20 protein-coding genes and 1 rRNA gene (1 of these 21 cut by a window edge) are annotated in these 26,198 nt (G+C 68.2%); 14 read left to right on the top strand and 7 right to left on the bottom strand.

Features of this window, described 5'->3' with window-relative positions:
- Positions 1 to 97: 97 nt before the first annotated feature.
- The 9 genes from JL101_RS15035 to JL101_RS14995 all read left to right on the top strand — a co-directional run bounded on the left by JL101_RS15035 (position 98) and on the right by JL101_RS14995 (position 10,032).
- A complete protein-coding gene (locus tag JL101_RS15035) occupies positions 98 to 949 on the top strand; it encodes an IclR family transcriptional regulator (RefSeq protein ID WP_203100406.1) in 852 nt (283 codons plus the stop codon).
- A 32-nt stretch (positions 950 to 981) separates the two neighbouring features.
- Positions 982 to 2,133 (top strand): acyl-CoA dehydrogenase family protein, encoded by a 1,152-nt coding sequence (locus JL101_RS15030; RefSeq protein WP_203100404.1) that lies wholly within the window; start codon positions 982 to 984, stop codon positions 2,131 to 2,133.
- Between the two features lies 1 nt (position 2,134).
- Positions 2,135 to 3,712, top strand: coding sequence for a class I adenylate-forming enzyme family protein (locus JL101_RS15025; protein ID WP_203100402.1), 1,578 nt, complete (start codon positions 2,135 to 2,137; stop codon positions 3,710 to 3,712).
- A gap of 140 nt (positions 3,713 to 3,852) precedes the next feature.
- On the top strand, positions 3,853 to 5,052 hold the full coding sequence (locus JL101_RS15020; RefSeq protein WP_203100400.1) for an ABC transporter substrate-binding protein: 1,200 nt from the start codon (positions 3,853 to 3,855) through the stop codon (positions 5,050 to 5,052).
- A 28-nt stretch (positions 5,053 to 5,080) separates the two neighbouring features.
- Positions 5,081 to 5,956 carry a branched-chain amino acid ABC transporter permease gene (locus JL101_RS15015; RefSeq protein ID WP_202683403.1) on the top strand — a complete coding sequence of 292 codons (876 nt, stop codon included), beginning with the start codon at positions 5,081 to 5,083 and terminating at the stop codon, positions 5,954 to 5,956.
- A complete protein-coding gene (locus tag JL101_RS15010; protein ID WP_203100399.1) occupies positions 5,956 to 6,945 on the top strand; it encodes a branched-chain amino acid ABC transporter permease in 990 nt (329 codons plus the stop codon). Before JL101_RS15015 ends, JL101_RS15010 begins: the two co-directional genes overlap by 1 nt.
- Complete coding sequence (locus JL101_RS15005; protein WP_203100397.1) at positions 6,929 to 7,651, top strand: ABC transporter ATP-binding protein; 723 nt, start codon at positions 6,929 to 6,931, stop codon at positions 7,649 to 7,651. The genes JL101_RS15010 and JL101_RS15005 overlap by 17 nt, the downstream gene beginning before the upstream one ends.
- Positions 7,644 to 8,375, top strand: coding sequence for an ABC transporter ATP-binding protein (locus JL101_RS15000; RefSeq protein ID WP_228434845.1), 732 nt, complete (start codon positions 7,644 to 7,646; stop codon positions 8,373 to 8,375). Before JL101_RS15005 ends, JL101_RS15000 begins: the two co-directional genes overlap by 8 nt.
- A 22-nt stretch (positions 8,376 to 8,397) precedes the next feature.
- Positions 8,398 to 10,032, top strand: a complete 1,635-nt coding sequence (locus tag JL101_RS14995; RefSeq protein ID WP_203100395.1) for an electron transfer flavoprotein-ubiquinone oxidoreductase — start codon at positions 8,398 to 8,400, stop codon at positions 10,030 to 10,032.
- A 120-nt stretch (positions 10,033 to 10,152) separates the two neighbouring features.
- Here the strand turns inward: JL101_RS14995 and JL101_RS14990 are convergent, their stop codons facing one another.
- From JL101_RS14990 to JL101_RS14965, 6 genes are all read right to left on the bottom strand, one after another.
- Positions 10,153 to 11,025: a 3-hydroxybutyryl-CoA dehydrogenase gene (locus JL101_RS14990; RefSeq protein ID WP_203100392.1), complete on the bottom strand. Its 873-nt coding sequence runs from the start codon at positions 11,023 to 11,025 to the stop codon at positions 10,153 to 10,155.
- Between the two features lie 33 nt (positions 11,026 to 11,058).
- Positions 11,059 to 12,000: an electron transfer flavoprotein subunit alpha/FixB family protein gene (locus tag JL101_RS14985; RefSeq protein WP_203100390.1), complete on the bottom strand. Its 942-nt coding sequence runs from the start codon at positions 11,998 to 12,000 to the stop codon at positions 11,059 to 11,061.
- Between the two features lies 1 nt (position 12,001).
- Positions 12,002 to 12,751 carry an electron transfer flavoprotein subunit beta/FixA family protein gene (locus JL101_RS14980; RefSeq protein ID WP_201079738.1) on the bottom strand — a complete coding sequence of 250 codons (750 nt, stop codon included), beginning with the start codon at positions 12,749 to 12,751 and terminating at the stop codon, positions 12,002 to 12,004.
- A 172-nt stretch (positions 12,752 to 12,923) separates the two neighbouring features.
- Positions 12,924 to 13,493: a cob(I)yrinic acid a,c-diamide adenosyltransferase gene (locus tag JL101_RS14975; RefSeq protein ID WP_203100389.1), complete on the bottom strand. Its 570-nt coding sequence runs from the start codon at positions 13,491 to 13,493 to the stop codon at positions 12,924 to 12,926.
- Positions 13,494 to 13,542: 49 nt separating this feature from the next.
- A complete protein-coding gene (locus tag JL101_RS14970; protein ID WP_203100388.1) occupies positions 13,543 to 13,740 on the bottom strand; it encodes a twin transmembrane helix small protein in 198 nt (65 codons plus the stop codon).
- 67 nt (positions 13,741 to 13,807) lie between these two features.
- Positions 13,808 to 15,505, bottom strand: coding sequence for an acyl-CoA dehydrogenase family protein (locus JL101_RS14965; protein ID WP_203100387.1), 1,698 nt, complete (start codon positions 15,503 to 15,505; stop codon positions 13,808 to 13,810).
- 111 nt (positions 15,506 to 15,616) lie between these two features.
- On the opposite strand from JL101_RS14965, the gene JL101_RS14960 reads away from it, so the two are divergent.
- On the top strand, positions 15,617 to 17,071 hold the full coding sequence (locus JL101_RS14960; RefSeq protein ID WP_203100386.1) for a GH1 family beta-glucosidase: 1,455 nt from the start codon (positions 15,617 to 15,619) through the stop codon (positions 17,069 to 17,071).
- A 51-nt stretch (positions 17,072 to 17,122) separates the two neighbouring features.
- Here JL101_RS14960 and ccrA read toward each other — a convergent pair whose 3' ends face one another.
- Positions 17,123 to 18,406 (bottom strand): crotonyl-CoA carboxylase/reductase, encoded by a 1,284-nt coding sequence (gene ccrA, locus JL101_RS14955; protein ID WP_203100385.1) that lies wholly within the window; start codon positions 18,404 to 18,406, stop codon positions 17,123 to 17,125.
- Positions 18,407 to 18,803: 397 nt separating this feature from the next.
- On the opposite strand from ccrA, the gene JL101_RS14950 reads away from it, so the two are divergent.
- From JL101_RS14950 to JL101_RS14935, 4 genes are all read left to right on the top strand, one after another.
- On the top strand, positions 18,804 to 20,786 hold the full coding sequence (locus JL101_RS14950) for a protein meaA (RefSeq protein WP_203100381.1): 1,983 nt from the start codon (positions 18,804 to 18,806) through the stop codon (positions 20,784 to 20,786).
- 145 nt (positions 20,787 to 20,931) lie between these two features.
- Positions 20,932 to 22,197 (top strand): metallophosphoesterase family protein, encoded by a 1,266-nt coding sequence (locus JL101_RS14945; protein ID WP_203100380.1) that lies wholly within the window; start codon positions 20,932 to 20,934, stop codon positions 22,195 to 22,197.
- Entirely contained in the window at positions 22,194 to 25,718 is a 3,525-nt protein-coding gene (locus JL101_RS14940) for an ATP-binding protein (RefSeq protein WP_203100379.1), read from the top strand. The genes JL101_RS14945 and JL101_RS14940 overlap by 4 nt, the downstream gene beginning before the upstream one ends.
- Positions 25,719 to 26,086: 368 nt before the next feature.
- Positions 26,087 to 26,198, top strand: a 16S ribosomal RNA gene (locus JL101_RS14935) (it continues 1,375 nt past the right edge of the window).

Here is a 26,198-nt window from a genome sequence, read left to right as displayed (position 1 = left end):
CCGGAAGTTTCGCACCGCGGAACTCAATTTTGCATTCTTGACCTGACCATAATACGAGCGTATGGTCCGTGTAAAGCGCGTAAGGGAGATGAAGTTCATGGTCAGCGATGTGGAGGACCTGGATAGTCCGGTATCGGTGCCCGTCGCCGATGTCGAAGCGGCCGATCAGCTGGCATCTGACGAGATAAAGGACCGCCAGTTCGTCGTCGCCCTTGCGCGGGGTCTTGAGGTTCTTCGAGCTTTTACACAAAAGGACAGCGTTCTGGGCAATCAGAACATCGCGGCCATTACCGGGCTGCCGAAGCCGACCGTCTCCCGGCTGACCCACACGCTGACGCGCCTGGGCTATCTGTCCTACTCGGAACGGCTCGGCAAGTACCAGCTCGGCACCGCCGTCCTGTCGCTGGGCTACGCGGCGCTGGCCAATGTGGGCGTCCGCCAGATCGCCCGGCCGTTCATGCAGGAACTGGCGGACTACGCCGGGGCGTCCGTCTCGCTCGGCAGCCGCGACCGCCTCAGCATGGTCTATGTGGAGCATTGCCGGTCCGACGCGACCGTGACGCTGCGCCTCGACCTGGGCTCCCGCATCCCGGTGGAGACCACCGCCATGGGCCGCGCCCTCCTGGCGGCCCTGCCGGACAGCGAGCGCCGCTACCTGATGGACCGCGCCGCCCGTCACGACCCGGCGAACTGGCCGCGCGTCCGGGACGGGATCGAGCAGGCGGTGGAGGACTATCGCACCCGGGGCTTCGTGATCTCCGCCGGGGACTGGCAGTCCGACGTCCACGCCGTGGGCGTGCCGCTGATCCCGCCCGACGGCTCGCCGATTCTCGCCTTCAACTGCGGCGGCCCGGCCTTCCTGTTCGATCGCCGGCGCCTGACCGACGATCTCGGCCCCCGCCTGGTCAATCTCGTCCGGAACGTCGAAGCGGCCCTGCTGCGCCGCTAACCAAGAAAATTCTTCAAGGGAAACAGCTCAGAATGGCACTGGACCAGGATACCCTCAGCCAGTTGATCGACACCGTCGGCCGCTTCGTGCGCGAACGCCTCGTCCCGAACGAGGAGCGCATCGCCGAGGAGGACTCGATCCCGGCCGACATCGTCACCGAAATGCGCGAACTGGGCCTGTTCGGCCTGTCCGTCCCGGAGGAATATGGCGGCCTCGGCCTCAACATGACCGAGGAGGTCCAGGTCGCCTTCGAGCTGGGCCAGACCTCGCCGGCCTTCCGTTCGCTGATCGGCACCAACAACGGCATCGGCTCCCAGGGCATCGTGATCGACGGTACCGAGGAGCAGAAGCGCAAGTACCTGCCGCGCTTGGCGTCGGGCGAGATCATCGGCTCCTTCGCCCTGACCGAGCCGGGCTCCGGCTCCGACGCCGCCAGCCTGCGCACCTCGGCGCGGCGCGACGGCGACGACTATGTCCTGAACGGCACCAAGCGCTACATCACCAACGCGCCGGAAGCCGGCTTGTTCACCGTGATGGCCCGCACCGACCCGCAGGACAAGGGGGCAGGGGGCATCACCGCCTTCCTGGTCGAGGCCGGCACCCAGGGCCTCCATATCGGCCCGCACGACAGGAAGATGGGCCAAAAGGGCAGCCACACCGCCGACGTGATCTTCGAGGACTGCCGCGTGCCGGCCTCCGCCATCATCGGCGGCCGCGAGGGGCAGGGCTTCAAGACCGCCATGAAGGTACTGGACCGCGGACGCCTGCACATCGCCGCGGTCTGCGTCGGCGTCTCCGAGCGTCTGATCCGCGACAGCCTGCGCTACGCCATGGAGCGCCAGCAGTTCGGCAAGCCGATCTCCGACTTCCAGCTGATCCAGGCGATGCTGGCCGACAGCAAGGCGGAATCCTACGCCGCCCGCTGCATGGTCCTAGACGCCGCCCGCCGCAAGGACGCCGGCGAGGTGGTGAGCACCGAGGCGTCGTGCTGCAAGCTGTTCGCCAGCGAGATGGTCGGCCGGGTCGCCGATCGCGCGGTGCAGATCCACGGCGGAGCCGGCTACATCGCCGACTACGGCGTCGAGCGCTTCTACCGCGACGTCCGGCTGTTCCGCCTGTACGAGGGCACCAGCCAGATCCAGCAGATCGTCATCGCCCGCAACATGGTCCGGGAGGCGAGCTGACATGCGGGCCGCCGAGAAGGAATGGACGCCCGAGCGCGCCGCCCAGGCGCTGTCGCGGGTGCCCCACCGGATCAGCCACATCATCCGCCCCTGGGCCGAGACGGCGCCCGACCATCCGGCCCTGGTGGAGGGCGGCACGATCTGGACCTACGGCCAACTCGCGGCCCACATCGCCTCGACCCGGGCGACGCTCGCCGGGCTCGGCGTGCAGCCCGGCGACCGGGTCATGATCGTCAGCGAGAACAGCCTGGCTCAGGCCGTGCTTCTGCTGGCCGCCGCCGAGATGGACGCCTGGGGCGTTATCGTCAATTCCCGCCTGTCCGCCCGGGAGATCGACCAGATCCGCGACCATAGCGGCGCCCGCCGGGTGTTCTACACGGTCGGCGTCTCCGGCCCGGCGGCCGCCCATGCGGAACGCCACGGCGCCAAGCCGGTCGAGATCGCCGGACTGGCCGGCGCCGTCGCGGTCGGCCCGCTGATCGCCGAACCGCTGCCGGAGCCGGTCCACGCCGACGGCGCCGACCAAGTCGCGGTGCTGATCTACACCTCGGGCACCACCGGGCATCCCAAGGGCGTCATGCTGACCCACCGCAACGTGCTGTACATCGCCGCGATCTCCGGCGGGATGCGCAGGCTGGACTGGGACGACCGCGTCTATGGCGTGCTCCCGATCACCCACGTGTTCGGCTTCGCCTCGGTCTTCCTGGGCACGCTGTTCCACGGCGCCACGCTGTTCCTGACCCCCCGGTTCGACCCCGCCGCCGTCGTCGAGTCCCTGGAGAAGGACCGGCTGACCGTCCTCCAGGGCGTCCCGGCCATGTTCGCCCGGCTGATCGAGCATCTGCGGATCACCGGCCAGGAGACCGTGCCCCATCCGGCGCTCCGTTTCCTGTCCGCCGGCGGCTCGCCGCTGGACCCCGCGATCAAGGCCGACGTGGAAGCGGTGTTCGGCCTGCCGCTCAACAACGGCTACGGCCTGACCGAGTGCGCGCCGACCATCGCCCAGACCCTGGTCGAGAAGCCCTGCGCGGACTGCTCGGTCGGCCCGATCCTGACCGGGATCGAGGCGAAGCTGGTCGGCACCGACGGTTCCCCCGTCCAGCCCGGCGGCATCGGCGAGCTGTGGGTCCGCGGCCCGACCGTGATGAAGGGCTATTACCAAGCCCCTGCCGAGACCGCCGAGGTGCTGACCCCGGACCGCTGGTTCAACACCCGCGACCTCGCCCGGTTCGAGGACGGCAACCTCCACATGGTCGGCCGCTCGAAGGAGCTGATCATCCGCTCCGGCTTCAACGTCTACCCGCCGGAGGTCGAGGCCGTGCTGAACGCGCACCCGCTGGTCACCCAGTCCGCCGTGGTCGGCCGCAGCGTCGCCGGCAACGAGGAGGTGGTCGCCTTCGTCCAGCTCCAGCCCGGCGCCAAGGTGACCCCGGAAGCGATATCTGCCTTCGCCGCGGAGCGCCTGGCCCCGTACAAGCGCCCGTCCGAGGTCGTGCTGCTCGAAACCCTGCCGGCAAGCTCGACCGGCAAGGTGATGAAAAGCCGCCTCGCGGAACTGGCCCAAGCGGGAAGCAGGTAACCCGAAAAATGTAGGTCGGGTAGAGCGAAGCGGCACCCGACACCCACTCTCCGGCTTCCGTCGGGTGCCGCTTCGCTCTACCCGACCTACGGCAAAGTCCAGGCAAAACTGGCCGAAAAGAACATACCGGAGGAGACCCCATGAACCATCCAGCCCGGCATCTCGCCTGCGCCGCGGCGGCCCTGGCCCTGCTGCTCCCATCCGCGGACCTGTCCGCCGCCGAGTTCAGGCTCGGCTCCCAGATCGCCATGAGCGGCGCGCTGGCCCGCGTCGGCATGGCGACCAACGAGGGCGTCAACGTCGCGGTCGAGATGTTCAACCGCGCCCACCAGGGCAGGCACACCGCCAGCCTGATCACGGTTGACGACGAGTCCAACCCGGCCAAGGCGGTCGCCGCGATCGAGCAGATGGCCCCCCAGGTCCAGGCCTTCTCCGGCGGCTACGGCTCCAACATCATCGGTCCCGCGTCCGAGACCGCCGAACGGGCGGGCAAGGTCTACATGACCTCGGGCGGCGTCGCGTCCGAACTGGTCAAGCGCGGCCTGACCAACTTCTTCCGAATCAACAACGGCGAGGGCTATTCCCGCGCCCTGGTCGGAATGCTGAACGACCTCGATATCAGGTCGGTCGCGATCCTGCATTCCACCAAGGACGCGACCCAGGAGGTCGCCCACCAGGTCGAGGAGGGACTGGTCGCCAACGGCACCAAGGTCAGCTTCCACGCCTTCGACCCTGCGATCAGCGACTTCAAGCCGATCCTGCACAAGGTCAAGGTCCTGGACAAGCCGGACGCGATCGTGATGGTCGGGTACGAGAACGACTATGTCGGCATCCTGCGCGCCGCCCGCGTCATGCAGCCCGGCGTCAAGCTGATCGCCGGCGTCTGGTCGCTTGCCACGGGCAAGATGGCGAACGACTTCCCCGAGCTGATGCAGAACGTCGTCGGCACCTCGACCCTGCCGTACCCGGTCGCCTTCACCGACCCGGAGGCGCAGGAGTTCGCCAAGGTCTACAGGGACCTCTACAAGAAGTCGCCCGACTATCTCGGCGTCTTCGGCTATGTCCAGACCCGGCTGCTGCTCGACGCCATGCTGCGCGCCGAGGAGGCCGGCACCCTGGACCAGCCCGGCGCCGTCGCGGCGGAACTGCGGAAGCCCCTGAACGACACGCTGATCGGTCCGGTCCGTTTCGACGAGACGGGAGACAACCCGGAATTCACCCACCGCATGGGCCAGCACCAGGGCAAGCAGGTCGTCCTGGTCTGGCCGGAGAAGGCCGCGACCGGCCCGGTGAAGTTCCCCGCGACGCCCTGGACCACGCCCCGGGTCGCCTCCGAGTAAGCAGCCCCAAACACGCGAGCGGAAATCCATGTTCGAACTCGTCCTGCAATCCCTCTATGCGGGATTGCTTGCCGGGGGCTATTACGCCCTGATTGCCCTCGGCCTCACCCTGATCTTCGGCACCATGAAGGTGATCAACCTCGCCCACGGCGAGATGGTGCTGCTGGCCGCCTACATCGCCTATACCGCCGAGAGCGTCTACGGCATGAACCCGGTCATCGCGATCCCTTTCGCGGTCCTGGTCGTCGTGCTCACCTCCGTCGCGGTCTACGGGCTGGTCAGCCGCATCCGCCAGGACCGGGAGCTGAACTCGCTGATCCTGACGTTCGGCATCGGCATCGTGCTGACCAACTTCGTCCTGATGGTCTGGTCGGCCGACATCCGCTCGACCAACGTGCCCTGGTTCAACGAACCCGTGGTGATCGCGGGCACGCTCTACAGCACCAGCGCGCAGGTGCTGTTCTTCCTGTCCGGCGTGGCCCTGACCGCCGCCCTGTGGTGGTGGCTGAACCGGAGCTGGTACGGCCGGTCGCTCCGCGCCGTCGCGTCCAACCGCAACGCCGCCATGCTGATGGGCGTCAACCCGCGCACGACCGAGGTGATCTCCTTCGTGATCGCCGGCCTGCTGGCGGGCATCGCCGGAATCGCGATCTACACCGTCACGGTGATCCATCCCGACCTGGGTCACCACCTGACCATCAAGGCCTTCGTCATCACCGTGCTGGCCGGCCTGGGCTCGATCCCCGGCGTGCTGCTGGGCGCCATGCTGATCGGCGTCGCGGAGTACCTGACCATCACCCTCGCCAGCTCCGCCTTGCAGGAACTGACCGGCATGGTGCTGTTCCTGCTCGTCCTGTTCATCCGGCCCTCGGGCCTGTTCGGTTCCCGCGGGAGGGTCGGCTGATGCGCGCACTTCCTTACGTCGTCATCGCGGCCTGCTACGCGGTCGTCCCGTTCGCCCTGGGCGGCAACGACTATATCATGAGCCTCGTGGTGGCGGCATTGACCCTGGCCGGCATCGCCCTGTCCTGGGCGCTGCTCGGCAACCTGGGCGGCATGGTCAGCTTCGGGCACGCCGCCTTCTTCGGCGTCGGCGCCTATACCTCGGCCATCCTCGCCAAGGATATGGGGATGCCGGTCTTCCTGGCGATGCTGGCGGGCGGCATCGGTGCCGCCCTGGTCTCCGTCGTGACCATGCCGGCGCTGCGGCTGCGCGGCCCTTACTTCGCGCTGGCGATCCTGGCCTATGCCCAGATCTTCCGGATCCTGGCGAACGAGATGACCTGGCTGACCGGCGGGGCGGGGGGCATCCTCAGCATCCCGCCGCTGCCCACCGTCTTCGGCTTCGACTTCTCCGGCAAGACCGGCGCCTATCTGGTGATCCTGACGCTGCTGGTCCTGGGCGTTCTGGCCTACAAGCTGATCCGCGACAGTTACTGGGGCCTGGCGCTGAAGGCGATGCACGACAGCGAGGACGCGACCCGCGTGATCGGCGTTCCCAGCACCCTGCTGAAGGCCGCGATGCTGGTGGTCTCCGCCTTCATGGCCGGCGTGGTCGGCGCCTTCAACGCCCATGTCATCGGCTTCCTGGAACCCGACTACGCCTTCGCGGGCACCTGGTCGGTCATCCCCGTGGTGGCCGCGATCTTCGGCGGTTACCGCACCCTGTCCGGCCCGATCCTGGGAGCGCTGGTGATCTATCTGCTGGACCAGCTGCTGTTCAAGAACCTGATGCCCCAGGGCCACCAGATCATGTTCGGCGTGCTGCTGGGCGCCATGATCCTGTTCAGCCCGTCCGGCCTGCTGCCGCTCCTGACGCGCCCCTTCGCCCGCTCCCGGAGCAAGGCCACCACCACCCCCACCTCGGAGAAGCGCCATGCTGCTGCGGCTTGAGGACATCACCGTCCGCTTCGGCGGCATCACCGCCCTGACCGGGGTCAATCTCCAGGTCGAGGACAACAGCGTCGTCGGCCTGGTCGGCCCCAACGGCGCCGGCAAGACCACCCTGTTCAACGTGATCTCCGGCCTGGTCCGCCCGACCGGGGGCACCGCCCGCTTCGGCGACACCGACTTGGTCAAGGGCAGGATCCACGAGCGCGCCCGCGCCGGCATCGGCCGCACCTTCCAGATCCCGCAGCCGCTGCACGAGCTGACGGTGCGCGAGAACCTGGTGGTCGCCCAGCGCTTCGGCGCCGGCAAGTCCGACCCGGCGCGCATCGCGGAGATCCTGGATTTCCTGAACCTGACCCACAAGGCCGACGCCCACGCCGCCACCGACCTGGCGCTGAGCGAGCAGAAGGCGCTGGAGGTCGGCAAGGCGCTCGCCACCGAGCCTAAGCTGCTGATGCTGGACGAGGTCCTGGCCGGGCTGGAGACCAGCGGCAAGCGCGCCTTCATGGGGATGCTGGCCCGCCTGCACCGGGAATGGCGCCTCGCCATGATCGTGATCGAGCACGACATCGAGACGATCTCCCGCCTGTGCCAGCGCTGCGTCGTGCTGAACTTCGGCAAGGTGATCGCCGACGGCACGCCGGACGCCGTCTTCCGCGACGCGGAAGTCCGCCGCAGCTATACCGGAACCGGAGCCGACCATGCCTGACACCAACATGCTCGAAGTCGAGAACCTCCGCGCCGGCTACGGCGCCATCAATATCCTGTGGGACCTGTCCCTGACCGTTCCCGAGGGCCGGACCACCGTCATCGTCGGCCCCAACGGCGCCGGCAAGACGACGCTGCTGCGCGCCGTCATGGGCCTGGTCAAGCCGACCAAGGGCGACATCCGCCTCCAGGGCAGGTCCACCGCCGGCCGGCCCACCTGGGACATCGTGCATGACGGCGTCGTCATGATCCCGGAAGGCCGGATGGTCTTCCGCGACATGACGGTGGAGGACAACCTGCTGATGGGCGCCTTCCCCCGCCCGTGCCGCGCCCGCGCCAAACAGAACCTGGCGATGGTGTTCGACCTGTTCCCCCGCTTGGCCGAGCGCCGCAACCAGCCCGCCGGGTCGCTGTCGGGCGGGGAGGCGCAGATGGTCGCCATGGGCCGCGGCCTGATGGAGGAACCCAAGGTCGTCCTGATCGACGAGCCCTCGCTGGGCCTCGCCCCGGTCATCGTGGACGAGATCTTCAGGATCATCGCCCGCCTCAAGCAGGAAGGCCGGACGATCGTCCTGGTGGAGCAGAACACCCACCGCGCCCTGGCCGTGGCCGACCATGTCTACCTGATGCAGGGCGGCCGCGTCGCGCTGTCGGAGCCGGCCTCCGCCGTGAACCTCGACCGCCTGCACGACCTCTATTTCGCCGCCGAAGCCGCGCCCGCCTGACCCGCCGACCCAGGATCTCTTCATGTCCCGAGAAGTAATGGAATACGACGTCGTGATCGTCGGGGCCGGGCCATCGGGCCTGAGTGCCGCGATCCGGCTGAAGCAGCTGGCATCGGAGCAGGAACACGACGTGTCGGTCTGCATCCTGGAGAAGGGCTCCGAGGTCGGCGCCCACCTGCTCTCCGGAGCCGTGCTGGAGCCGCGGGCGCTGGACGAGCTGATCCCGGACTGGAAGGACAGGGGGGCGCCGCTCAACACGCCGGCCACCGAGGACCACTTCCTCCACCTGACCGAGACGCGCTCGCGCCGGCTCAAGACGCCGCCGCAGATGAACAACCACGGCAACTACATCATCAGCCTCGGCGAGTTCGGCCGCTGGCTCGCGGCCCAGGCCGAGGAACTGGGCGTCGAGATCTATCCGGGCTTCGCGGCGGCCGAGGTGCTGTACCGCGAGGACGGCTCGGTCAAGGGTGTCGCCACCGGCGACATGGGCATCGGCAAGGACGGCCAGAAGACCGACGCCTACACGCCGGGCATGGAGCTGCACGCCCGCCAGACCCTCTTCGCCGAGGGCTGCCGCGGCTCGCTGGCCAAGGGGCTGATGGAGCGCTTCGACCTGCGCAAGGATTGCGACCCGCAGACCTACGGCATCGGCATCAAGGAGCTGTGGGAGATCGATCCGGCCAGGCACAAGGAAGGCCTGGTGGTCCACACCATCGGCTGGCCGATGGACGAGAAGACCTATGGCGGCTCGTGGATGTACCACATGGCGGGCAACCAGGTCTCGATCGGCTTCGTCATCGGGCTGGACTACGAGAACCCGCACCTGTCGCCGTTCGACGAGTTCCAGCGCTTCAAGCTGCACCCCGACATCCGCAAGTACCTGGAGGGCGGGCGGCGGATCTCCTACGGCGCGCGGGCGCTGAGCGAGGGCGGCTTCCAGTCGATCCCGAAGCTGACCTTCCCGGGCGGCTGCCTGGTCGGCGACAGCGCGGGCTTCCTCAACGTGCCGAAGATCAAGGGCAACCACACCGCGATGAAGAGCGGCATGGTGTGCGCCGAGGCGGTGTTCGACCTGCTGAGGTCGGAGGCCGGCGGGGTCGAGGCGACGGCCTATCCGGAGCGGCTGAAGGAAAGCTGGCTGTGGGCGGAGCTGTACCACGTCCGCAACATCCGGCCGTCGTTCCGGCGGGGGCTGTGGGGCGGGATCGCGTACTCGGCGTTCGACACGTTCGTGATGCGGGGCAAGGCGCCGTGGACGTTCCACAACCACGCCGACCATCTCCAGCTGAAGAAGGCGAGCGAGATGCCGAAGATCCAGTACCCCAAGCCGGACGGGGTGCTGACCTTCGACCGTCTGTCGTCGGTGTTCATCTCGAACACCAACCACGAGGAGAACCAGCCGGCGCACCTGACGCTGAAGGACCCGACGATCCCGATCCGGATCAACCTGCCGGACTATGACGCGCCGGAGCAGCGCTACTGCCCGGCCGGGGTGTACGAGATCGTGCGGGACGACTCGGGCGCCAACCCGAGGCTCCAGATCAACGCGCAGAACTGCGTCCACTGCAAGACCTGCGACATCAAGGACCCGACCCAGAACATCAACTGGGTCGTCCCGGAGGGCGGCGGCGGGCCCAACTACCCGAACATGTAGGCCGCTGGGGAGGAACGGTCCTCTCGCGCGGGGTGGCACTGCGGAAGCAGGCACCCAGACAACAAAGGGCCCGCCGGGAGGCGGGACCCTCATTGGAGTGCCCTTGGCGGTACCAGACGCTCAGCGCGTCGGAACCGGCACTTCCTTGCTGTAGTCGTAGAAGCCGCGGCCGGCCTTGCGACCGACCCAGCCGGCCTCGACATACTTCACCAACAGCGGGCAGGGACGGTACTTGCTGTCGGCCAACCCGTCATAGAGCACGTGCATGATCGCAAGGCAGGTGTCCAGGCCGATGAAGTCCGCCAGTTCCAGCGGCCCCATCGGGTGGTTGGCGCCCAGCTTCAGCGCGGTGTCGATCGCCTCGACCGAGCCCACGCCCTCGTAGAGGGTGTAGACCGCCTCGTTGATCATCGGCAGCAGGATGCGGTTGACGATGAAGGCCGGGAAGTCCTCCGCCACGGCGGCCTTCTTGCCCAGCTTCTGCGTCAGGTCCCTGACCGCCTGGAACGTCTCCTCGTCGGTCGCGATGCCGCGGATCAGCTCGACGAGCTGCATCACCGGCACCGGGTTCATGAAGTGCATGCCCATGAACTTGGCCGGCCGGTCGGTCACCGCGGCAAGCCGCGTGATCGAGATCGACGAGGTGTTGCTCGCGATCAACGCGTCGGCCTTGAGGTTGGGGACCAGACGCTTGAAGATTTCCCGTTTGACTTCCTCGGCTTCCGTCGCCGCCTCGATGACGAGGTCGCAGTCCCCGAACATCGCCAGATCGGTGCCGGTGGTGATGCGCTCGACGGCCATGTGCCGGTCGGCTTCGCTCACCTTGCCCTTGGCGACCTGGCGTTCCAGGTTCCTGTCGATATTGCTCACCGCCTTGTTCAGCGCATCGGCACTGATGTCGGACAGTTTGACGTCGAAGCCTGACACTGCGCAGACATGGGCGATACCCGCACCCATCTGCCCGGCTCCGATGACACCGATCTTCTGAATCATTTATGTTCCTTGCGGCGACGTTGGAGGAAGGGGTTATCGCACCTTGTCCAGTTCCTCCGTCAGCTCGGGAACGACCTTGAACAGGTCCCCCACGAGGCCGTAATCGGCGACCTGGAAAATCGGCGCTTCCTCATCTTTGTTTATGGCCACGATGACCTTGGAGTCCTTCATCCCGGCCAGGTGCTGGATGGCACCGGAAATGCCGACCGCAATGTAGAGCTCGGGTGCCACGATCTTGCCGGTCTGGCCGACCTGGTAGTCGTTGGGAACGTAGCCGGCATCCACCGCCGCACGGCTCGCGCCGACCGCGGCGCCCAGCTTGTCGGCCAGGGTTTCCAGCATATGGAAATTCTCGCCGGACTGCATGCCCCGGCCGCCCGACACGATCGTCTTGGCGCTGGTCAGTTCCGGGCGCTCGGACTTGGACAGCTCCTGACCGACGAACCTGGACAGGCCTGCATCCGCACCGGCCGCCGCATCCTCGATCGTGGCGCTGCCGCCTTCGGCCGCCGCCGCGTCGAACGCCGTGCCGCGCACGGTGATGACCTTGATCGGATCGGACGACTGGACGGTCGCGATCGCATTGCCGGCATAGATCGGCCGGTCGAAGGTGTCGGCGTCGTTCACGCCCACGATCTCGGAGATCTGGGCCACGTCGAGCAGGGCCGCGACGCGCGGCATGACGTTCTTGCCGAAGCTCGTCGCCGGGGCCAGCACGTGGCTGTAGCCCTTCGCCAGGTCGACGATCAGCGGTGCGACGTTCTCCGCCAGTCCGTGGGCGTAGGGCTCGGCGTCCGCGACCAGCACCTTCGACACGCCGGCGATCTTCGCGGCGGCTTCGGCGGCGCCCTTGGCGTTCGCGCCGGCGACCAGGACGTGGACGTCTCCGCCCAGCTTGGCGGCGGCGGTCACGGTGTTGAGGGTGGCGGGCTTGATCGCGCCTTCGGCGTTTTCCGCGATGACGAGGACGCTCATATCAGATCACCTTGGCTTCGTTCTTCAGCTTGTCGACCAGTTCCTGCACCGTCTTGACCTTGACCCCGGCCGAGCGCTTGGGCGGCTCGACGACCTTCAGGGTCTTCAGGCGCGGTGCGGGATCGACGCCGAGATCGGCCGGCGAAACCGTCTCGATCGGCTTCTTCTTCGCCTTCATGATGTTCGGCAGCGACGCATAGCGCGGCTCGTTGAGGCGCAGGTCGGTCGTCACCACCGCGGGCAGCTTCAGCTCGACCGTCTCCAGGCCGCCGTCCACTTCGCGGGTCACGGTCACGGTCTCGCCGCCGGGCACCACCTTGGATGCGAAAGTCCCCTGGGCCCAGCCGAGCAGGGCCGCCAGCATCTGGCCGGTCTGGTTGGCGTCGTCGTCGATCGCCTGCTTGCCCATGATGACCAGCTGCGGCTGTTCCTTCTCGACGACGGCCTTGAGCGCCTTGGCGACGGCCAGCGGCTGCAGGTCGGCATCGGTCAGCACATGGATGGCCCGGTCGGCCCCCATCGCGAGCGCGGTGCGCAGGGTTTCCTGGCAGGCCTGGACACCCAGGCTGACGGCGATCACTTCGGTCGCCGCCTTCGATTCCTTGAGACGAACCGCTTCTTCAACCGCGATTTCATCAAACGGGTTCATCGACATCTTAACGTTGGCAGTCTCGACTCCCGAGCCGTCCGCTTTGACGCGGATCTTCACGTTATAGTCGACCACCCGCTTAACCGGGACGAGGACTTTCATTTCAAATCCTTAGTTATCGGTACACGACAGTGGCTCATGCCCGCGCGACGGCATGACCGCAGTGCACAAAATACACCGCGAGCGGTGGCGAACCATAGGATTTGGCATCAACCGTGTCAATCTGAAGGCATGGCCGAAGTCATGACGCGGCAGCGCCGGCCTCCAGGGTCGATCAGCGGTTGGCGCCCGGCACCCACAGTACGTCAAGCGCGCCTTTGTCGTTCACATAACGGCTGAGGACGAAGAGGTGATCCGACAGCCGGTTGATGTATTTCAACGCCGGCCCGCCCACGGGCTCGTGCTCCGCCAGTTCCGTCATCAGCCGCTCCGCCCGCCGCGCGACGGTGCGGGCGAGGTGCAGGTGCGCCGCGGCGGGCGTGCCGCCGGGCAGGACGAAGCTTTTGAGCGGACTGAGTTCCGCGTTCATGGCGTCGATCTCGCGCTCCAGCCGCTCCACCTGCGCTTCGGCGATGCGCAGCGGCGGGTAGGCCGGATTCTCCTGCTCCGGCGTGCACAGGTCGGCGCCGAGGTCGAACAGATCGTTCTGGATTCGCGACAGCATGGCGTCGATCCCGGGATCGTCGGCCGTGGACAGGCGCGCCAGCCCGATCACGCTGTTCGCCTCGTCCACCGTGCCGTAGGACGCGACGCGCAGGTCATGCTTGGCGACGCGCTTGCCGTCGCCGAGGGAGGTCTGTCCCTTGTCGCCGCCTCGGGTATAGATCCGCGTCAGCTGCACCATGCGGTGTGCCCTCCTGGTACCGGTTGTTGCCGTCTTGCTCCGTGAGGCCTCAGGCCGACGAGGCGATGACGACGAGGACGAAAAGCACCAGGGCGACCCCCTGGAGGATCACGCGCAGCCGCATCATGCGGTTGCCGTACTTGTCGTTGAACTCGCCGCCACGGACCATGGCGAACAGACCGACGAACAGCGCGCCGAGGACGGCGAGCATCGCCACGACCAGGAGAAATGTCAGAATTCCGCTCATCCCCTGGATATAGTGTGCCGCCGTCCCGCCGCACAGCCCCGTATCGGCCGTGCCGCCGTTCCGCCCGTCAGTTCCGCCGGCCGAGCAGGCCGCGCGCGATCACCTGGGCCTGGATCTCCGCCGCACCCTCGAAGATGTTGAGGATGCGGGCGTCGCACAGCACGCGGCTGATCTGGTACTCGGTCGCGTAGCCGTTGCCGCCGTGGATCTGCAGCGCGTTGTCGGCGTTCGACCAGGCGACGCGGGCGGCCAGCAGCTTCGCCATGCCGGCCTCGATGTCGCAGCGGCGGTCCTGGTCCTTCTCGCGCGCGGCGAAGTATGTGAGCTGCCGGACCAGCATGGTCTCGACCGCCATCCAGCCGATCTTGGCCGCGACCCGGGGGAACTTGATCAGCGGCTTGCCGAACTGCACCCGGTCGGTGGCGTACTGGAGCCCCAGCTCCATGGCGTTCTGCGCGACGCCGGTGGCGCGCGCGGCGGTCTGGATGCGGGCGCTCTCGAAGGTCTCCATCAGCTGCTTGAAGCCCTGGCCCTCGACGCCGCCCAGCAGGTTCTCCGCCGGGACCTCGAAGCCGTCGAAGCCGATCTCGTACTCCTTCATGCCGCGATAGCCCAGCACCTCGATCTCGCCGCCGGTCATGCCCTCGGCGGGGAACGGATCCTCCACCGTGCCGCGCGGCTTCTCGGCCAGCAGCATCGACAAACCTCGGTAATCCGTTGTGTTCGGGTCGGTGCGGACCAGCAGCGTCATAAGGTCGCTGCGCGCGGCGTGGGTGATCCAGGTCTTGTTGCCCATCACCTTATAGGTGTCGCCCTCACGCATCGCGCGGGTGCGCAGCGATCCCAGGTCCGACCCGGTGTTCGGCTCGGTGAAGACGGCGGTCGGCAGGATCTCGCCGCTGGCCAGCTTGGGCAGCCACTTCTCCTTCTGCTCCTGGGTGCCGCCCAGCCGGATCAGCTCGGCCGCGATCTCCGACCGGGTGCCCAGCGAGCCGACGCCGATATAGGCCTGGCTCAGCACTTCCGACACCACGCACATGGCGGTCTTGCCCATGCCCAGGCCGCCGAACTCCTCCGGCACGGTCAGGCCGAAGACGCCCAGCTCGGCCATCTGCTCGACCACTTCCAGCGGGATCAGCTCGTCGCGCTCGTGCCAGCCGTGGGCGTGCGGCACGACCATGTCGGCGGCGAATCGGCTGAACTGGTCGCGCACCATGTCCAGCGTCTCGTCCTCCAGCGCCAGCTTGCCGAAGCTGTGGTGGTCGGCAACCAGTTCGGCGATGCGCAGCCGCACCGGGGCCGCGGCACCCTGGTCGATCAGCGTCGCGACGGCGCCGGTGCGGTACTCGGCCAGCGCCTCGGCCGAGACGCCCAGGTCGCCGGGGCGGACGATCTCGACCTGGCTCAGCGGAACGCCGCCGACCAGCTGCGCCAGGTATTCCCCGAAGGCCGCCTGGAGCATCAGCGCTTCCAGTTCGCCCAGCTCGCCGGCAGCATCCAGGCGGGTCGCCCAGCCGAGCATCTGGCGCAGGCCCTCGACATATGTGGCCATCCAGGCATAGCCATGGGCCGCGGTCTGATTCGCTTCCAGCAGGTCGGCGTCGATCTTGCCGCCGGGGGCGGTGACGATCCCCAGCACCGATGCGCGAGCACTCTCCACCAGCCGTTCCGCGGCGGGCAGGGCCTCGGCGCAGAGCGGCAGCAGATCGTCGAGCAGCAACGCTTTGGACGGGGCGGGATCGAGCTTGACGGCGACGCTGGTCATAACGGGCTCCGTGTACTAAATGCAGGCCGGGCTGCGTGTTGTTCTGCAAAATGCGGGATGGTGTGCACTGCGTCAATGAAACAATGGAACGATCCGAGAGGCTGCCAAGCAATGTTCGCGAAAGAGGGTGCGGGTGTAACTCTTGGTCGCCGGGAGTTCCTGGGGGTTGCGGCGGGGGCGGCGCTGGCCGGCGCCGATATCGTCTCCAACGCTGCTCCGGGGGCGGCCGAACAGGCGGTCCGGTTTCCTGACGGGTTCGTGTGGGGCACGTCGACCTCCTCCTATCAGATCGAGGGCGCCGTCGACGCCGATGGCCGCGGCCCCAGTGTCTGGGATACCTTCAGCCGCACGCCGGGGAAGGTGCTGAACGGCGACACCGGCGACGTCGCGGCAGACCACTACAACCGCTACCTGGAGGACGTAGCACTGATGGCCGACGCGGGGCTGAAGGCCTACCGCTTCTCCGTCGCCTGGCCCCGGATCCAGCCCACCGGCACCGGCCCGGCCAACGCCAGGGGATTGGACTTCTACGACCGGCTCACCGACGCGCTCCTCCGGCGTGGGATCCAGCCCTGGCCGTGCCTTTACCACTGGGACCTGCCCCAGGCGCTCCAGGACCGGGGCGGGTGGGGCAACCGCGACATAGCGTCCTGGTTCGCCGACTATGCCGGGATCGTCGCAGGCCGGATCGGCGACCGGGCAAAGCACTGGGTCATGCTGAACGAGCCCTCGGTGGTCGCGATCTTCGGTCACGGCGTCGGCGGCCACGCCCCGGACCTGCGCGGCCGCGCCAGCTATTGCGCCGCGATCCACCACCAGAACCTCGCCCAGGGCAGGGCGCTCGCGGCATTGCGCGCCGCCGGCGGCAAGGACTGGCAACTCGGCACCGTGCTCAGCGTCCAGCCGGTCAAGCCGGCCCCCGGACCCGACTCCAACCGCCACGCGGCGGCGCAGTGGGATGCGGTCTGGAACCGTGCCTGCCTGGACCCGCTGTTCAAGGGCGAGTATCCCGACAGCCTGGTCGCCGATTTCAAGCCGCTGGTCAAGCCGGGCGACATGGAGACGATCCGCCAGCCGGTCGATTTCCTCGGACTCAACTATTACAGCCGCATGCATCAGGTGGTCGATCCCGGCGGCCTGTTCGGCACCAATTTCGGCCCCTCGCCGGACGGGACGAAGCACACCGACATGGGCTGGCCGATCGAGCCGGACGGGTTGTACGAACAGTTGATCGAGTTCCGCGACCGCTATGGCAACCCGCCGGTCTATGTGACGGAGAACGGCGCGTCCTATGGCGACTGGGTAGGTCCCAGCGGCAAGGCCGAGGACGGCGCCCGGATCTTCTTCATCCGCGACCACTTGCTGGCCTGCCACCGCGCGATCCGGGACGGCGCCAACCTGCGGGGATATTTCGTCTGGACCCTGCTCGACAACTTCGAATGGGGCTACGGCTACACCCAGCATTTCGGCTTGGTGCAGGTCGACCGGGAGACGATGCAGCGCCGCCCGAAAGCCAGCTACTACTGGTACGGCGACGTGGCGAAGGCGAACGCGGTGCCGCTGTGAAGACGGGCCGCCGGGGAAGACCTCCCCGGCGGCCTCGGATCAGCCCCCGCCTTACGCCTCCGCCACGTCCTCCAGGGTCCGCAGGCCCGGCTTCCGCGCGTTCACCAGCACGGCCATGTTGCCCGGCTTGTGCTCGTTGCGGAGCATCTTGGTGTGGGCGCGCGGGATGTCCTCCCACGAGAAGACCTCCGACATGCAGGGGTCCAGGCGCCGCTCGATCACCAGCTGGTTGGCCTGGCTGGCTTGGAGCAGGTTGGCGAAGTGGCTGCCCTGGATACGCTTCTGGCGCATCCACACGAACCGCGCGTCGAAGGTCAGGTTGAAGCCCGACGTGCCGGCGCAGAACACCACCATGCCGCCGCGCTTGACCACGAAGCAGGAGACCGGGAAGGTCTGCTCGCCCGGATGCTCGAACACGAAGTCGACGTCGTTGCCCTTGCCGGTGATGTCCCAGATCGCCTTGCCGAAGGGGCGGACCCGCTTCATGTACTCGGCATAGGCGGCGCTGTCGTCGACGTCCGGCAGCTGGCCCCAGCAGTCGAAGTCCTTGCGGTTCAGCACGCCCTTGGCGCCCAGCGACAGCACGAAGTCGCGCTTGGTCTCGTCCGAGATGACGCCGATCGCGTTGGCGCCGGCCGTCGCGATCAGCTGGATCGCCATGGAGCCCAGGCCGCCCGAGGCGCCCCAGACCAGCACGTTGTGGCCGGGCCGCAGGATGTGCGGGCGGTGGCCGAACAGCATGCGGTAGGCGGTCGCCAGCGTCAGCGTGTAGCAGGCGCTCTCTTCCCAGGTCAGGTGCTTCGGCCGGGCCATCAGCTGGCGGGCCTGCACGCGGCAGAACTGGGCGAAGGAGCCGTCCGGCGTCTCGTAGCCCCAGATCCGCTGGGAGGTCGAGAACATCGGGTCGCCGCCGTTGCACTCCTCGTCGTCGCCGTCATCCTGATTGCAGTGGACCACGACCTCGTCGCCGACCTTGAACCGCTTGACCTTGCTGCCGACGGCCCAGACGATGCCCGACGCGTCGGAACCGGCGATGTGGTACTCGGCCTTGTGCACGTCGAACGGCGAGATCGGCTTGCCCAGGCCGGCCCAGATGCCGTTGTAGTTGACGCCCGCCGCCATGACCATGACCAGGACCTCGTCCTGGCCGATCTCCGGAGTCGCGACGACTTCGAGCTGCATGGCCTTCTCGGGCTCGCCGTGACGCTCCCGACGGATCGCCCAGGCGTGCATCTTCGCCGGCACATGGCCCAGCGGCGGGATCTCGCCCACGTCGTAGAGGTCCTTGACCGCCGGACCGGCCGGGCGGGTGATGACGTTCGCTGCCTCGGTCATGCCTTGTTCCTCAAAACCTTTTTCTGCCGCAGGATACCCCGATACGGCCGTATCGAACTTCGCTGCATATGCGTCGATGTCGAGACGCCCTGAAGCTTAAAACCCTATGGATCGTAGAGTTTGCGCAGTCTAAACAGGATGATCCTTCCGATGCAACGCACAATACGGTAAATTGTTTCACCGGTCACCCGGTCACTGAAACAATCAGTCGAAAGCACTATCAGTTGGAAAAAGGCCATTCGCATCCGCAGCACAGGTCGGCACCCTGGGAAGGTGTTCCATCGGACGAGATCGTGCCGCTTGCGGGCCGGCGTCCGGCGGTGTTAGCGGAGACGAGCCGCCCGCCGGCTGGCGGTGACCGGGATGACATGAACCGTGCGAAGGGGATAGCGCCGTAATGAGTGGACATCGCGACAAGCCCTGGCTGATCCGGACCTATTCCGGCCATTCGACCGCCGCCGCGTCCAATGCGCTGTACCGGACGAACCTGAAGCGGGGGCAGACCGGCCTTTCCGTCGCCTTCGACCTGCCGACCCAGACCGGCTACGACAGCGACCATCCGCTGGCCAGGGGCGAAGTCGGCAAGGTCGGCGTTCCCGTCTGCCATCTCGGCGACATGAAGACGCTGTTCGACGGCATCCCGCTGGGCGAGATGAACACCTCCATGACGATCAACGCGACGGCGCCGTGGCTGCTGGCGCTCTATATCGCCGCCGCGGAGCAGCAGGGCGCCGGCCGGGCGCAACTCGCCGGGACGACCCAGAACGACATCATCAAGGAATATCTCAGCCGCGGCACCTACATCTTCCCGCCCGAACCGTCGATGCGGCTGACCACGGACATGATCGCCTTCACCTACCGTGAAGTGCCGAAGTGGAACCCCATGAACGTCTGCTCCTACCACCTGCAGGAGGCGGGGGCGACTCCGGTGCAGGAGCTGGCCTTCGCGCTTGCGACCGCCTGCGCGGTGCTCGACGCCGTCAAGGCGTCGGGGCAGGTCCCGGCGGAGGACTTCCCCCAGGTGGTCGGGCGGATCAGCTTCTTCGTCAATGCCGGCATCCGGTTCATCACCGAGCTGTGCAAGATGCGGGCGTTCACCTACCTGTGGGACCAGATCACCCGCGACCGCTACGGCATCGAGGACCAGCAGTTCCGCCGGTTCCGCTACGGCGTCCAGGTCAACAGCCTGGGCCTGACCGAGCCGCAGCCGGAAAACAACGTCTACCGCATCCTGATCGAGATGCTGGCCGTCGTCCTGTCCAAGGACGCCCGCGCCCGCGCGGTCCAGCTTCCCGCCTGGAACGAGGCGCTGGGCCTGCCGCGGCCGTGGGACCAGCAATGGAGCCTGCGCCTCCAGCAGATCGTCGCGTTCGAGACCGACCTGCTCGAATACGGCGACCTGTTCAACGGCAGCCACGTGATCGACGCCAAGGTCGAGGAGCTGATGGCCGAGGCCCTGGACGAGCTGGCCCGGATCGACGCCATGGGCGGCGCCATCGCCGCCGTCGAGTCGTCCTACATGAAGCAGCGTCTGGTCGAGTCGAACACCCGGCGACTCGCGGCGATCGAGGCCGGCGAGCAGATCGTGGTCGGCGTCAACAAGTTCACCGAGTCGGCGCCCTCGCCGCTGACCGCCGGCGACGACGGCGGCTTCCTGGCCGTCGATCCCCAGGCGGAGGCGGACCAGCTCGCCCGGCTCGAAGCCTGGCGCGCCGCCCGCAACGCTTCCGACGTGGAAGCGGCCCTGGTGGATCTCGGCGCCGCCGCCCGCGAGGGGCGCAACATCATGGAGCCGAGCATCCGCTGCGCCCATGCCGGCGTCACCACGGGCGAATGGTCCGCCGTCCTGCGCGGCGTCTTCGGCGAGTACCGCGCCCCCACGGGCGTCGGCAAGGCGGCCACCGCCGGCGGCGCGGACAGCTTGGCCACCGTGCGCGAGCGGGTCACCCAGGTGTCGGAGCGGCTCGGCCGGCGGATCAAGATGCTGGTCGGCAAGCCGGGGCTCGACGGCCATTCCAACGGGGCGGAGCAGATCGCGGTGCGCGCCCGCGATGCCGGCATGGAAGTGGTGTACGAGGGCATCCGGCTGACTCCGGCGCAGATCGTCAACGCCGCCCTGGAGGAGGGCGTCCATGTCGTCGGCCTGTCGATCCTGTCCGGCAGCCACGTGGCCCTGGTGACAGACGTTCTCGACCGCATGCGCCGCCTGGGCCTGGGCGAGATCCCGGTCGTCGTCGGCGGCATCATCCCGCCGGAGGACGAGCGCACCCTGAAGGCCGCCGGCGTGGCCCGGGTCTACACCCCCAAGGACTACGACCTGACCGCCATCATGGACGACATTGTCACCCTGGTGGACGAACGCGGGGAACAGGCGGCGTAAGTCAAGGTCCGGCCGCAGATGGACGGCGATGGACAGGGATATCTGATTCCATCGCCGTCCATCTGTGGCCAAGGAACCCCAACGCCTTGCGTCTTTCGGCTGTTCGGGATACTACCTGTCGTATTGAGCAGGGTCCGAGGCAGCCATGAAGTTCATCCACGCCGCCGATATCCATCTCGACAGCCCGCTGGTCGGGCTGGCCGCCTACGATGGCGCGCCGGTCGACCTGCTGCGGGGCGCCACGCGCCGCGCCTTCCAGGCGATGGTCGATCTGGCGCAGGAGGAAGCGGTCGATTTCCTGGTGATCGCCGGCGACCTGTATGACGGCGACTGGCGCGACTTCAATACCGGCCTGTTCTTCGTCCAGCAGATGGCGCGCCTGCGCCAGGCCGGCATCCCCGTCTTCCTGATCCACGGAAACCACGACGCGGAAAGCCAGATCACCCGCAAGCTGCCGCTGCCGGAGAACGTCACGGTATTCTCCTCCCGCAAGCCGGAAACGCACCTGCTTCCCGGCCTGAAGGTCGCCCTGCACGGCCAGAGCTTCAAGCAGCGGGAAGTGACCGACAACCTGGCGGCCGGGTACAAGCCGCCGGTGCCGGGGCATTTCAACATAGGCCTGCTGCACACCTCGGCGGACGGGCGCGAAGGCCATGCCGGCTACGCGCCGTGCGATCCGGCCGACCTCGCCCGCCATGGCTACGACTACTGGGCGCTCGGCCATGTCCATACCCGCGAGGTCCTGAACGAGCACCCGTACATCGTCTTCCCCGGCAACCTCCAGGGCCGCAACATCCGGGAGACCGGGGCCAAGGGCTGCATGATGGTCACGGTCGAGGACGGACACGTGACCCGGCTCGACCACCGCCCGGTGGACGTGCTCCGCTGGGCCATGGTCGAGACCGACCTGACCGGCTGCGAGTCGCCCGGCGAGGCGCTGGCCCGGGTCCGCGGCGCGCTCGAAGCGGCGGCCGACGGGTGCGAGGGCCGGCCGCTGGCCGCGCGGCTGAGGCTGACCGGTGCGACGCCGCTCCATGGCGGGCTGCTGTCCCGGCAGGACTCCTTCATGGCGGAGGTGCGGGCGGTGGCGCTCGACCTGGGGGCGGATGCCGTCTGGATCGAGAAGATCATCGGCGCCACCCGGCCGATGCGCGACCTCGTCACCCTCAGCCTGCGCCAGGACGCGGTCGGCAGCCTGCTGCGCTCCCTGGATAGCCTCGCCGCCGACCCGGAGCTTCAGGAGACGGTCCGGTCCGAGCTGGAGGAGCTGATGGGCAAGATGCCGCGCGAACTGGACCGCCAGCACGACCAGGGCGAGGAGTTCGCCGCCTTGAAGGACCCCGCCGCGCTGATCGCCGACGCCAGGGCGATCGTATTGTCACGCCTGCTCGACCGGGAGCTCGACCGATGAGACTGATCCGCCTGGGCCTCGACCGCTTCGGCCATTTCACGGACGGCGGGATCGATCTCGGCGCGCGGCCGGACTTCCATATCGTCTGCGGCAGCAACGAGGCGGGAAAGACGACCACGCTCCGGGCGCTGAGCGACCTGTTCTTCGGGATCGAGACGCGGTCGCCCTACAATTTCAAGCATGACTATGCCGACCTGCGCCTGACCGCGGAGATCGAGGCGGCGGACGGAAGGCGTCTCGCCTTCCAGCGGCGCAAGGGCCGGCAGAACACCCTGCTGGACGCCGACGGCTCGGGCAGCCTTCCCGATACCGCCCTGGCCGCGTTCCTGGGGCCGATCGACCGCGACTTCTTCGAGGGCATGTTCGGGCTGGACCATAACCGGCTGCGCCGGGGCGGCGAGGATATCCTGGCCGCCCGCGGCGATGTCGGGCAGAGCCTGTTCGGCGCCGGGGCCGGCGTGATGGGCATCTCCCAGGTGCTTGCCGAGCTGGATGCCGAGGCGAACGCGCTGTTCTCCTCCCGCCGCGTCGCGTCGAAGCCGTTCTATCAGGCGCTGGACCGCCACGCCGACGCGCGCAAGCGGCTGCGCGAGGCCGCGGTGAGCGGCGACGAGTGGCGCCAGGTCCACGCTGACGCCGAGGCCGCCGAGGCTAGGATCCGCGACTGCCGCGAACGCCTCAACCACCTGGAAGCCGCCCGCGCCAAGGCGGAGCGCATCCGCCGCACCCGCCACCTGGTCAGCCAGATCGCGGAGCTGGAGGACTCCCTCGGTGCGCTCGCCGACGCCCTCGTGCTGGCGGAGGATGCGGCCGACCGGCGGCAGGCCGCCCTGCGGCAGCGCGACGAGGCCTCCCGCGACGTCGAACGCTGCGGCGCCGTCGCCGCCAAGCTGGCCGAGGAATTGGACGGCCTCACCGTCCCCGAGGCGATCCTGGCGAGCGGGGCCGCGATCGAGGCCCTGCACGAGCAGCGGGGAGCGATCCGGGACCAGCGCGCCGACCTGCCCAAGCGGGAAAGCGAGCTGCGCCAGTTGCGCGACCAGGTCGCCGACCTGCTGCGCCGGCTCGGTTCGTCCCTGCCGATCGACCGGGCGGCGGAAGCGATCCCGCCCAGATCCGTGCTTGCCGACGTGCGCGCCCTGATCGCGGAGGAGGGCAGGCTGCGCGCCCGGTCCGACGCCGCCGCCGACCAGCTCGCGACATGCAGGGTGGAGGCGGCCCGCTTGGAAGCGCAGCTCGAAGCGATCGGCTCGCCCGCCGACGCCGCCGTCCTGACCGCCGCCATCGCCGAGGTGAAGGCGCGCGGAACCCTGGAACAGACCCTGGCCGAGGGTCAGGCGCGGCTTCACCGCCTCAAGGAACGGATCGCCGCCCAGGTCGCGGCACTACCCCTGTGGCAGGGATCGCTCGATGGCCTGCTCCAGGCCAAGGTGCCGGACGACAGCACCGTCACCCGGTTCGAGAAGGAATTCGCCGACCTCGAAGCGCGCTCGACGCGGGCGCGCGAGAAGGCCGACGAGCTTCGGGGCCAGCTCAGCCAGCTCGACGCGGAATTGGCGGCCCTCAAGGGAACCAGCGAGATTCCCACGGCCGAGGCCATCGCCGAGGCCCGCCGCCGGCGTGATGCCGGCTGGCGGGTCGTTCGCCGGACCTTCATCGACCGTGACCCGCCGCCCCTGTCCACCGACGAGGCCGAGCTGTTCGACTCGACCCATGACCTGCCGGGTCTCTTCGAGCAGACCGTCCGTGCCGCCGACGATCTGGTCGATCGCAAGGAGGCGGAGGCCCACCGGGTCGCCAACTATGTCCAGCTCACCTCGCGCCACCAGGATACGGTCCGGCGCCTGACCTCCGCCGCACACGAGGCTTCGGCCTGCGAACGGAGCCGTGCGGAACTGGAAGCGGCCTGGGCCGCGGCGTGGCGGCCGGCCGGGCTTGCCCCTGCGTCACCGCGGGAGATGTCGGCCTGGCTCGCCCGCGTCGCCGCCCTGGTCCGCGACGCCGACTCGGCCCGTGACCTGGAAGCGAGCTGCCGGCGCATGGAGCGGGACCTCTCCGGCGCCCATGCGCAGCTGGTGGCGGCGCTGTCCGCCCACGGCTCGCTCGTGTCGCCGCAGACCGGCCTGGGCATCCTGCTGCGGCAGGCCGACGGCTTGGCGCAGCGGCTGACCGAGGCGGCGCTCCAGCGTCGGGGATGCATGGACCGTCTCGTCGAGCAGCGGGTCAAGGTGGCAGAGGCCGAACGCCAGGCCGACGCCTGCGCGCAGGCCTTCGGCGTTTGGCAGCAGGGTTGGGGAAAGCTGGTCGAGCGGCTCGGGCGGGAGACCACCGCCACCCCCGCCGGCATCGAGGAGACCCTGGGCGCCTTGGAGGAACTCGGACGCCGGCTTGACGCGATCAAGGAACTGACCCATCGCGTCGAACGGATCCGCGACAATGTCGGCCAGTTCGAGGCCGAAGCCGTCCGGCTCGCCGCCGCGCTGGGTCTTGCGGCCGACGGTGATGCGATCGAGCTTGCGGGCATCCTGCTCGCCCAGCTCCAGCAGGCGCGGCGTGATCTCGAGCGGCATCAGGATCTGGCGGCCCGGCTCGGGAACGCGCGGGGCGAGGTCGCCTCGGCCGAGCAGGCCGTGCGGGATGCCGAGGCGGCGCTGGAGCGCCTCAGGGCGGAAGCCGGCAGCACGGACGACGGCGCGCTTGCCGAGGCGATCCGGCGGTCGAACCAGCGGCGGGACGCGGAGCGGCGCCTGGCGGAGCTCCGCCATCAGCTCCTCGCCGCCGGGGATGGATTGGGCGCCACGCAGCTCATGGCCGAAGTGGCGGAATGCGATCCCGACCAGCTCGCCGGGGATCTCCAGCGCATTTCCGCCGAGATCGCCGACCTTCAAACCCAGGGAACCGAACTCGGCGGCGAGCAGCAGCGGCTGCGCCAGCGCCTCGGCGAGATGGAGCGGGGCAGGGGCGGCGGAACGGCCGCCCAGGAGGCGCAGGAGGCACTGGCCGACCTGCGCGAAACGGCGGAGAGTTACGCCCGCGTGCGGACCGCCGCCCTGCTGCTCCGCCGGGCGGTGGACCGATACCGCCAGGAACAGCAGGGGCCGCTGCTGCGCCGGGCTGCCGAGCTGTTCGGTACGCTGACGCTCGGCAACTATACCGGCCTCAAGGTCGAGTTCGACGACCGGGACCAGGCGATCCTGAAGGGGGAGCGGCGGACCGGCGCGCTGGTCGATGTCTCCGGCATGAGCGACGGTACCCGGGACCAGCTTTTCCTGGCCCTGCGGGTGGCCGCGATCGAACTCTATGTGGCGGGGGCCGAACCGATCCCGTTCGTCGCCGACGACCTGCTGGTCAATTACGACGACGACCGGGCTGCCGCGGCCCTGTCGGTCCTGCACGACCTCAGCCGGCAGACACAGGTGCTGTTCTTCACCCACCACTCCCATCTGTGCGACGTGGCGAAGCGCCGGCTCGGCACCGGGGCGCTCAAGGTGCATGCGCTGGATCAGGTCGTGCCCGCCTGAAGAAAAATGCGAAGAGGCGGAAAAAGGCCCTTTACAGGGGTGCTCGCGCCGCCCTATATACGGCCTCCCGACGCGCTGAGGCGGTCGGGGACACCAGAAAACGGTGAGAAATCAAGCCAGCGTGTCCTGCACGCGGCCTTCGGTTTCGCGGATCTTTGACAAGTTGATCGTATGAGAGAAGGGATGCGCAGGCGGCGGCGCGGTTTGGCCCGGTTCGGGGCACAAATCGGAACTGTCAGTCTGACATCCTGGAAGCTACGCAGAGAATCACATGGTTCAAAGCTTAGGTTCTCGGGACTGTCTTGGGTGACGGTTCCCGTTGATCATCGCCGGTGTCCGGGCTTCGGTCCTGGCAGTGGTGGTGACTTCAACCTGAGAGTTTGATCCTGGCTCAGAACGAACGCTGGCGGCATGCCTAACACATGCAAGTCGAACGAGGGCTTCGGCCCTAGTGGCGCACGGGTGAGTAACGCGTGGGAA

Origin of the sequence: Skermanella rosea (genome assembly GCF_016806835.2) — a bacterium.
GTDB lineage: Bacteria > Pseudomonadota > Alphaproteobacteria > Azospirillales > Azospirillaceae > Skermanella > Skermanella rosea.
Note: the sequence above shows the minus strand (reverse complement) of the source record. Positions and strands in the feature narration are given on the sequence as shown.

Coding starts and splice junctions, on each gene's coding strand:
- JL101_RS14960 (WP_203100386.1), top strand. CDS start 15,617: ATGTTCGCGAAAGAGGGTGCGGGTGTAACTCTTGGTCGCCGGGAGTTC.
- JL101_RS15030 (WP_203100404.1), top strand. CDS start 982: ATGGCACTGGACCAGGATACCCTCAGCCAGTTGATCGACACCGTCGGC.
- JL101_RS14985 (WP_203100390.1), bottom strand. CDS start 12,000: ATGAGCGTCCTCGTCATCGCGGAAAACGCCGAAGGCGCGATCAAGCCC.
- JL101_RS15035 (WP_203100406.1), top strand. CDS start 98: ATGGTCAGCGATGTGGAGGACCTGGATAGTCCGGTATCGGTGCCCGTC.
- JL101_RS14975 (WP_203100389.1), bottom strand. CDS start 13,493: ATGGTGCAGCTGACGCGGATCTATACCCGAGGCGGCGACAAGGGACAG.
- JL101_RS15015 (WP_202683403.1), top strand. CDS start 5,081: ATGTTCGAACTCGTCCTGCAATCCCTCTATGCGGGATTGCTTGCCGGG.
- JL101_RS14990 (WP_203100392.1), bottom strand. CDS start 11,025: ATGATTCAGAAGATCGGTGTCATCGGAGCCGGGCAGATGGGTGCGGGT.
- JL101_RS15025 (WP_203100402.1), top strand. CDS start 2,135: ATGCGGGCCGCCGAGAAGGAATGGACGCCCGAGCGCGCCGCCCAGGCG.
- JL101_RS14980 (WP_201079738.1), bottom strand. CDS start 12,751: ATGAAAGTCCTCGTCCCGGTTAAGCGGGTGGTCGACTATAACGTGAAG.
- JL101_RS14940 (WP_203100379.1), top strand. CDS start 22,194: ATGAGACTGATCCGCCTGGGCCTCGACCGCTTCGGCCATTTCACGGAC.
- JL101_RS15020 (WP_203100400.1), top strand. CDS start 3,853: ATGAACCATCCAGCCCGGCATCTCGCCTGCGCCGCGGCGGCCCTGGCC.
- JL101_RS15000 (WP_228434845.1), top strand. CDS start 7,644: ATGCCTGACACCAACATGCTCGAAGTCGAGAACCTCCGCGCCGGCTAC.
- JL101_RS15010 (WP_203100399.1), top strand. CDS start 5,956: ATGCGCGCACTTCCTTACGTCGTCATCGCGGCCTGCTACGCGGTCGTC.
- JL101_RS14995 (WP_203100395.1), top strand. CDS start 8,398: ATGTCCCGAGAAGTAATGGAATACGACGTCGTGATCGTCGGGGCCGGG.
- JL101_RS14970 (WP_203100388.1), bottom strand. CDS start 13,740: ATGAGCGGAATTCTGACATTTCTCCTGGTCGTGGCGATGCTCGCCGTC.
- ccrA (WP_203100385.1), bottom strand. CDS start 18,406: ATGACCGAGGCAGCGAACGTCATCACCCGCCCGGCCGGTCCGGCGGTC.
- JL101_RS14965 (WP_203100387.1), bottom strand. CDS start 15,505: ATGACCAGCGTCGCCGTCAAGCTCGATCCCGCCCCGTCCAAAGCGTTG.
- JL101_RS15005 (WP_203100397.1), top strand. CDS start 6,929: ATGCTGCTGCGGCTTGAGGACATCACCGTCCGCTTCGGCGGCATCACC.
- JL101_RS14950 (WP_203100381.1), top strand. CDS start 18,804: ATGAGTGGACATCGCGACAAGCCCTGGCTGATCCGGACCTATTCCGGC.
- JL101_RS14945 (WP_203100380.1), top strand. CDS start 20,932: ATGAAGTTCATCCACGCCGCCGATATCCATCTCGACAGCCCGCTGGTC.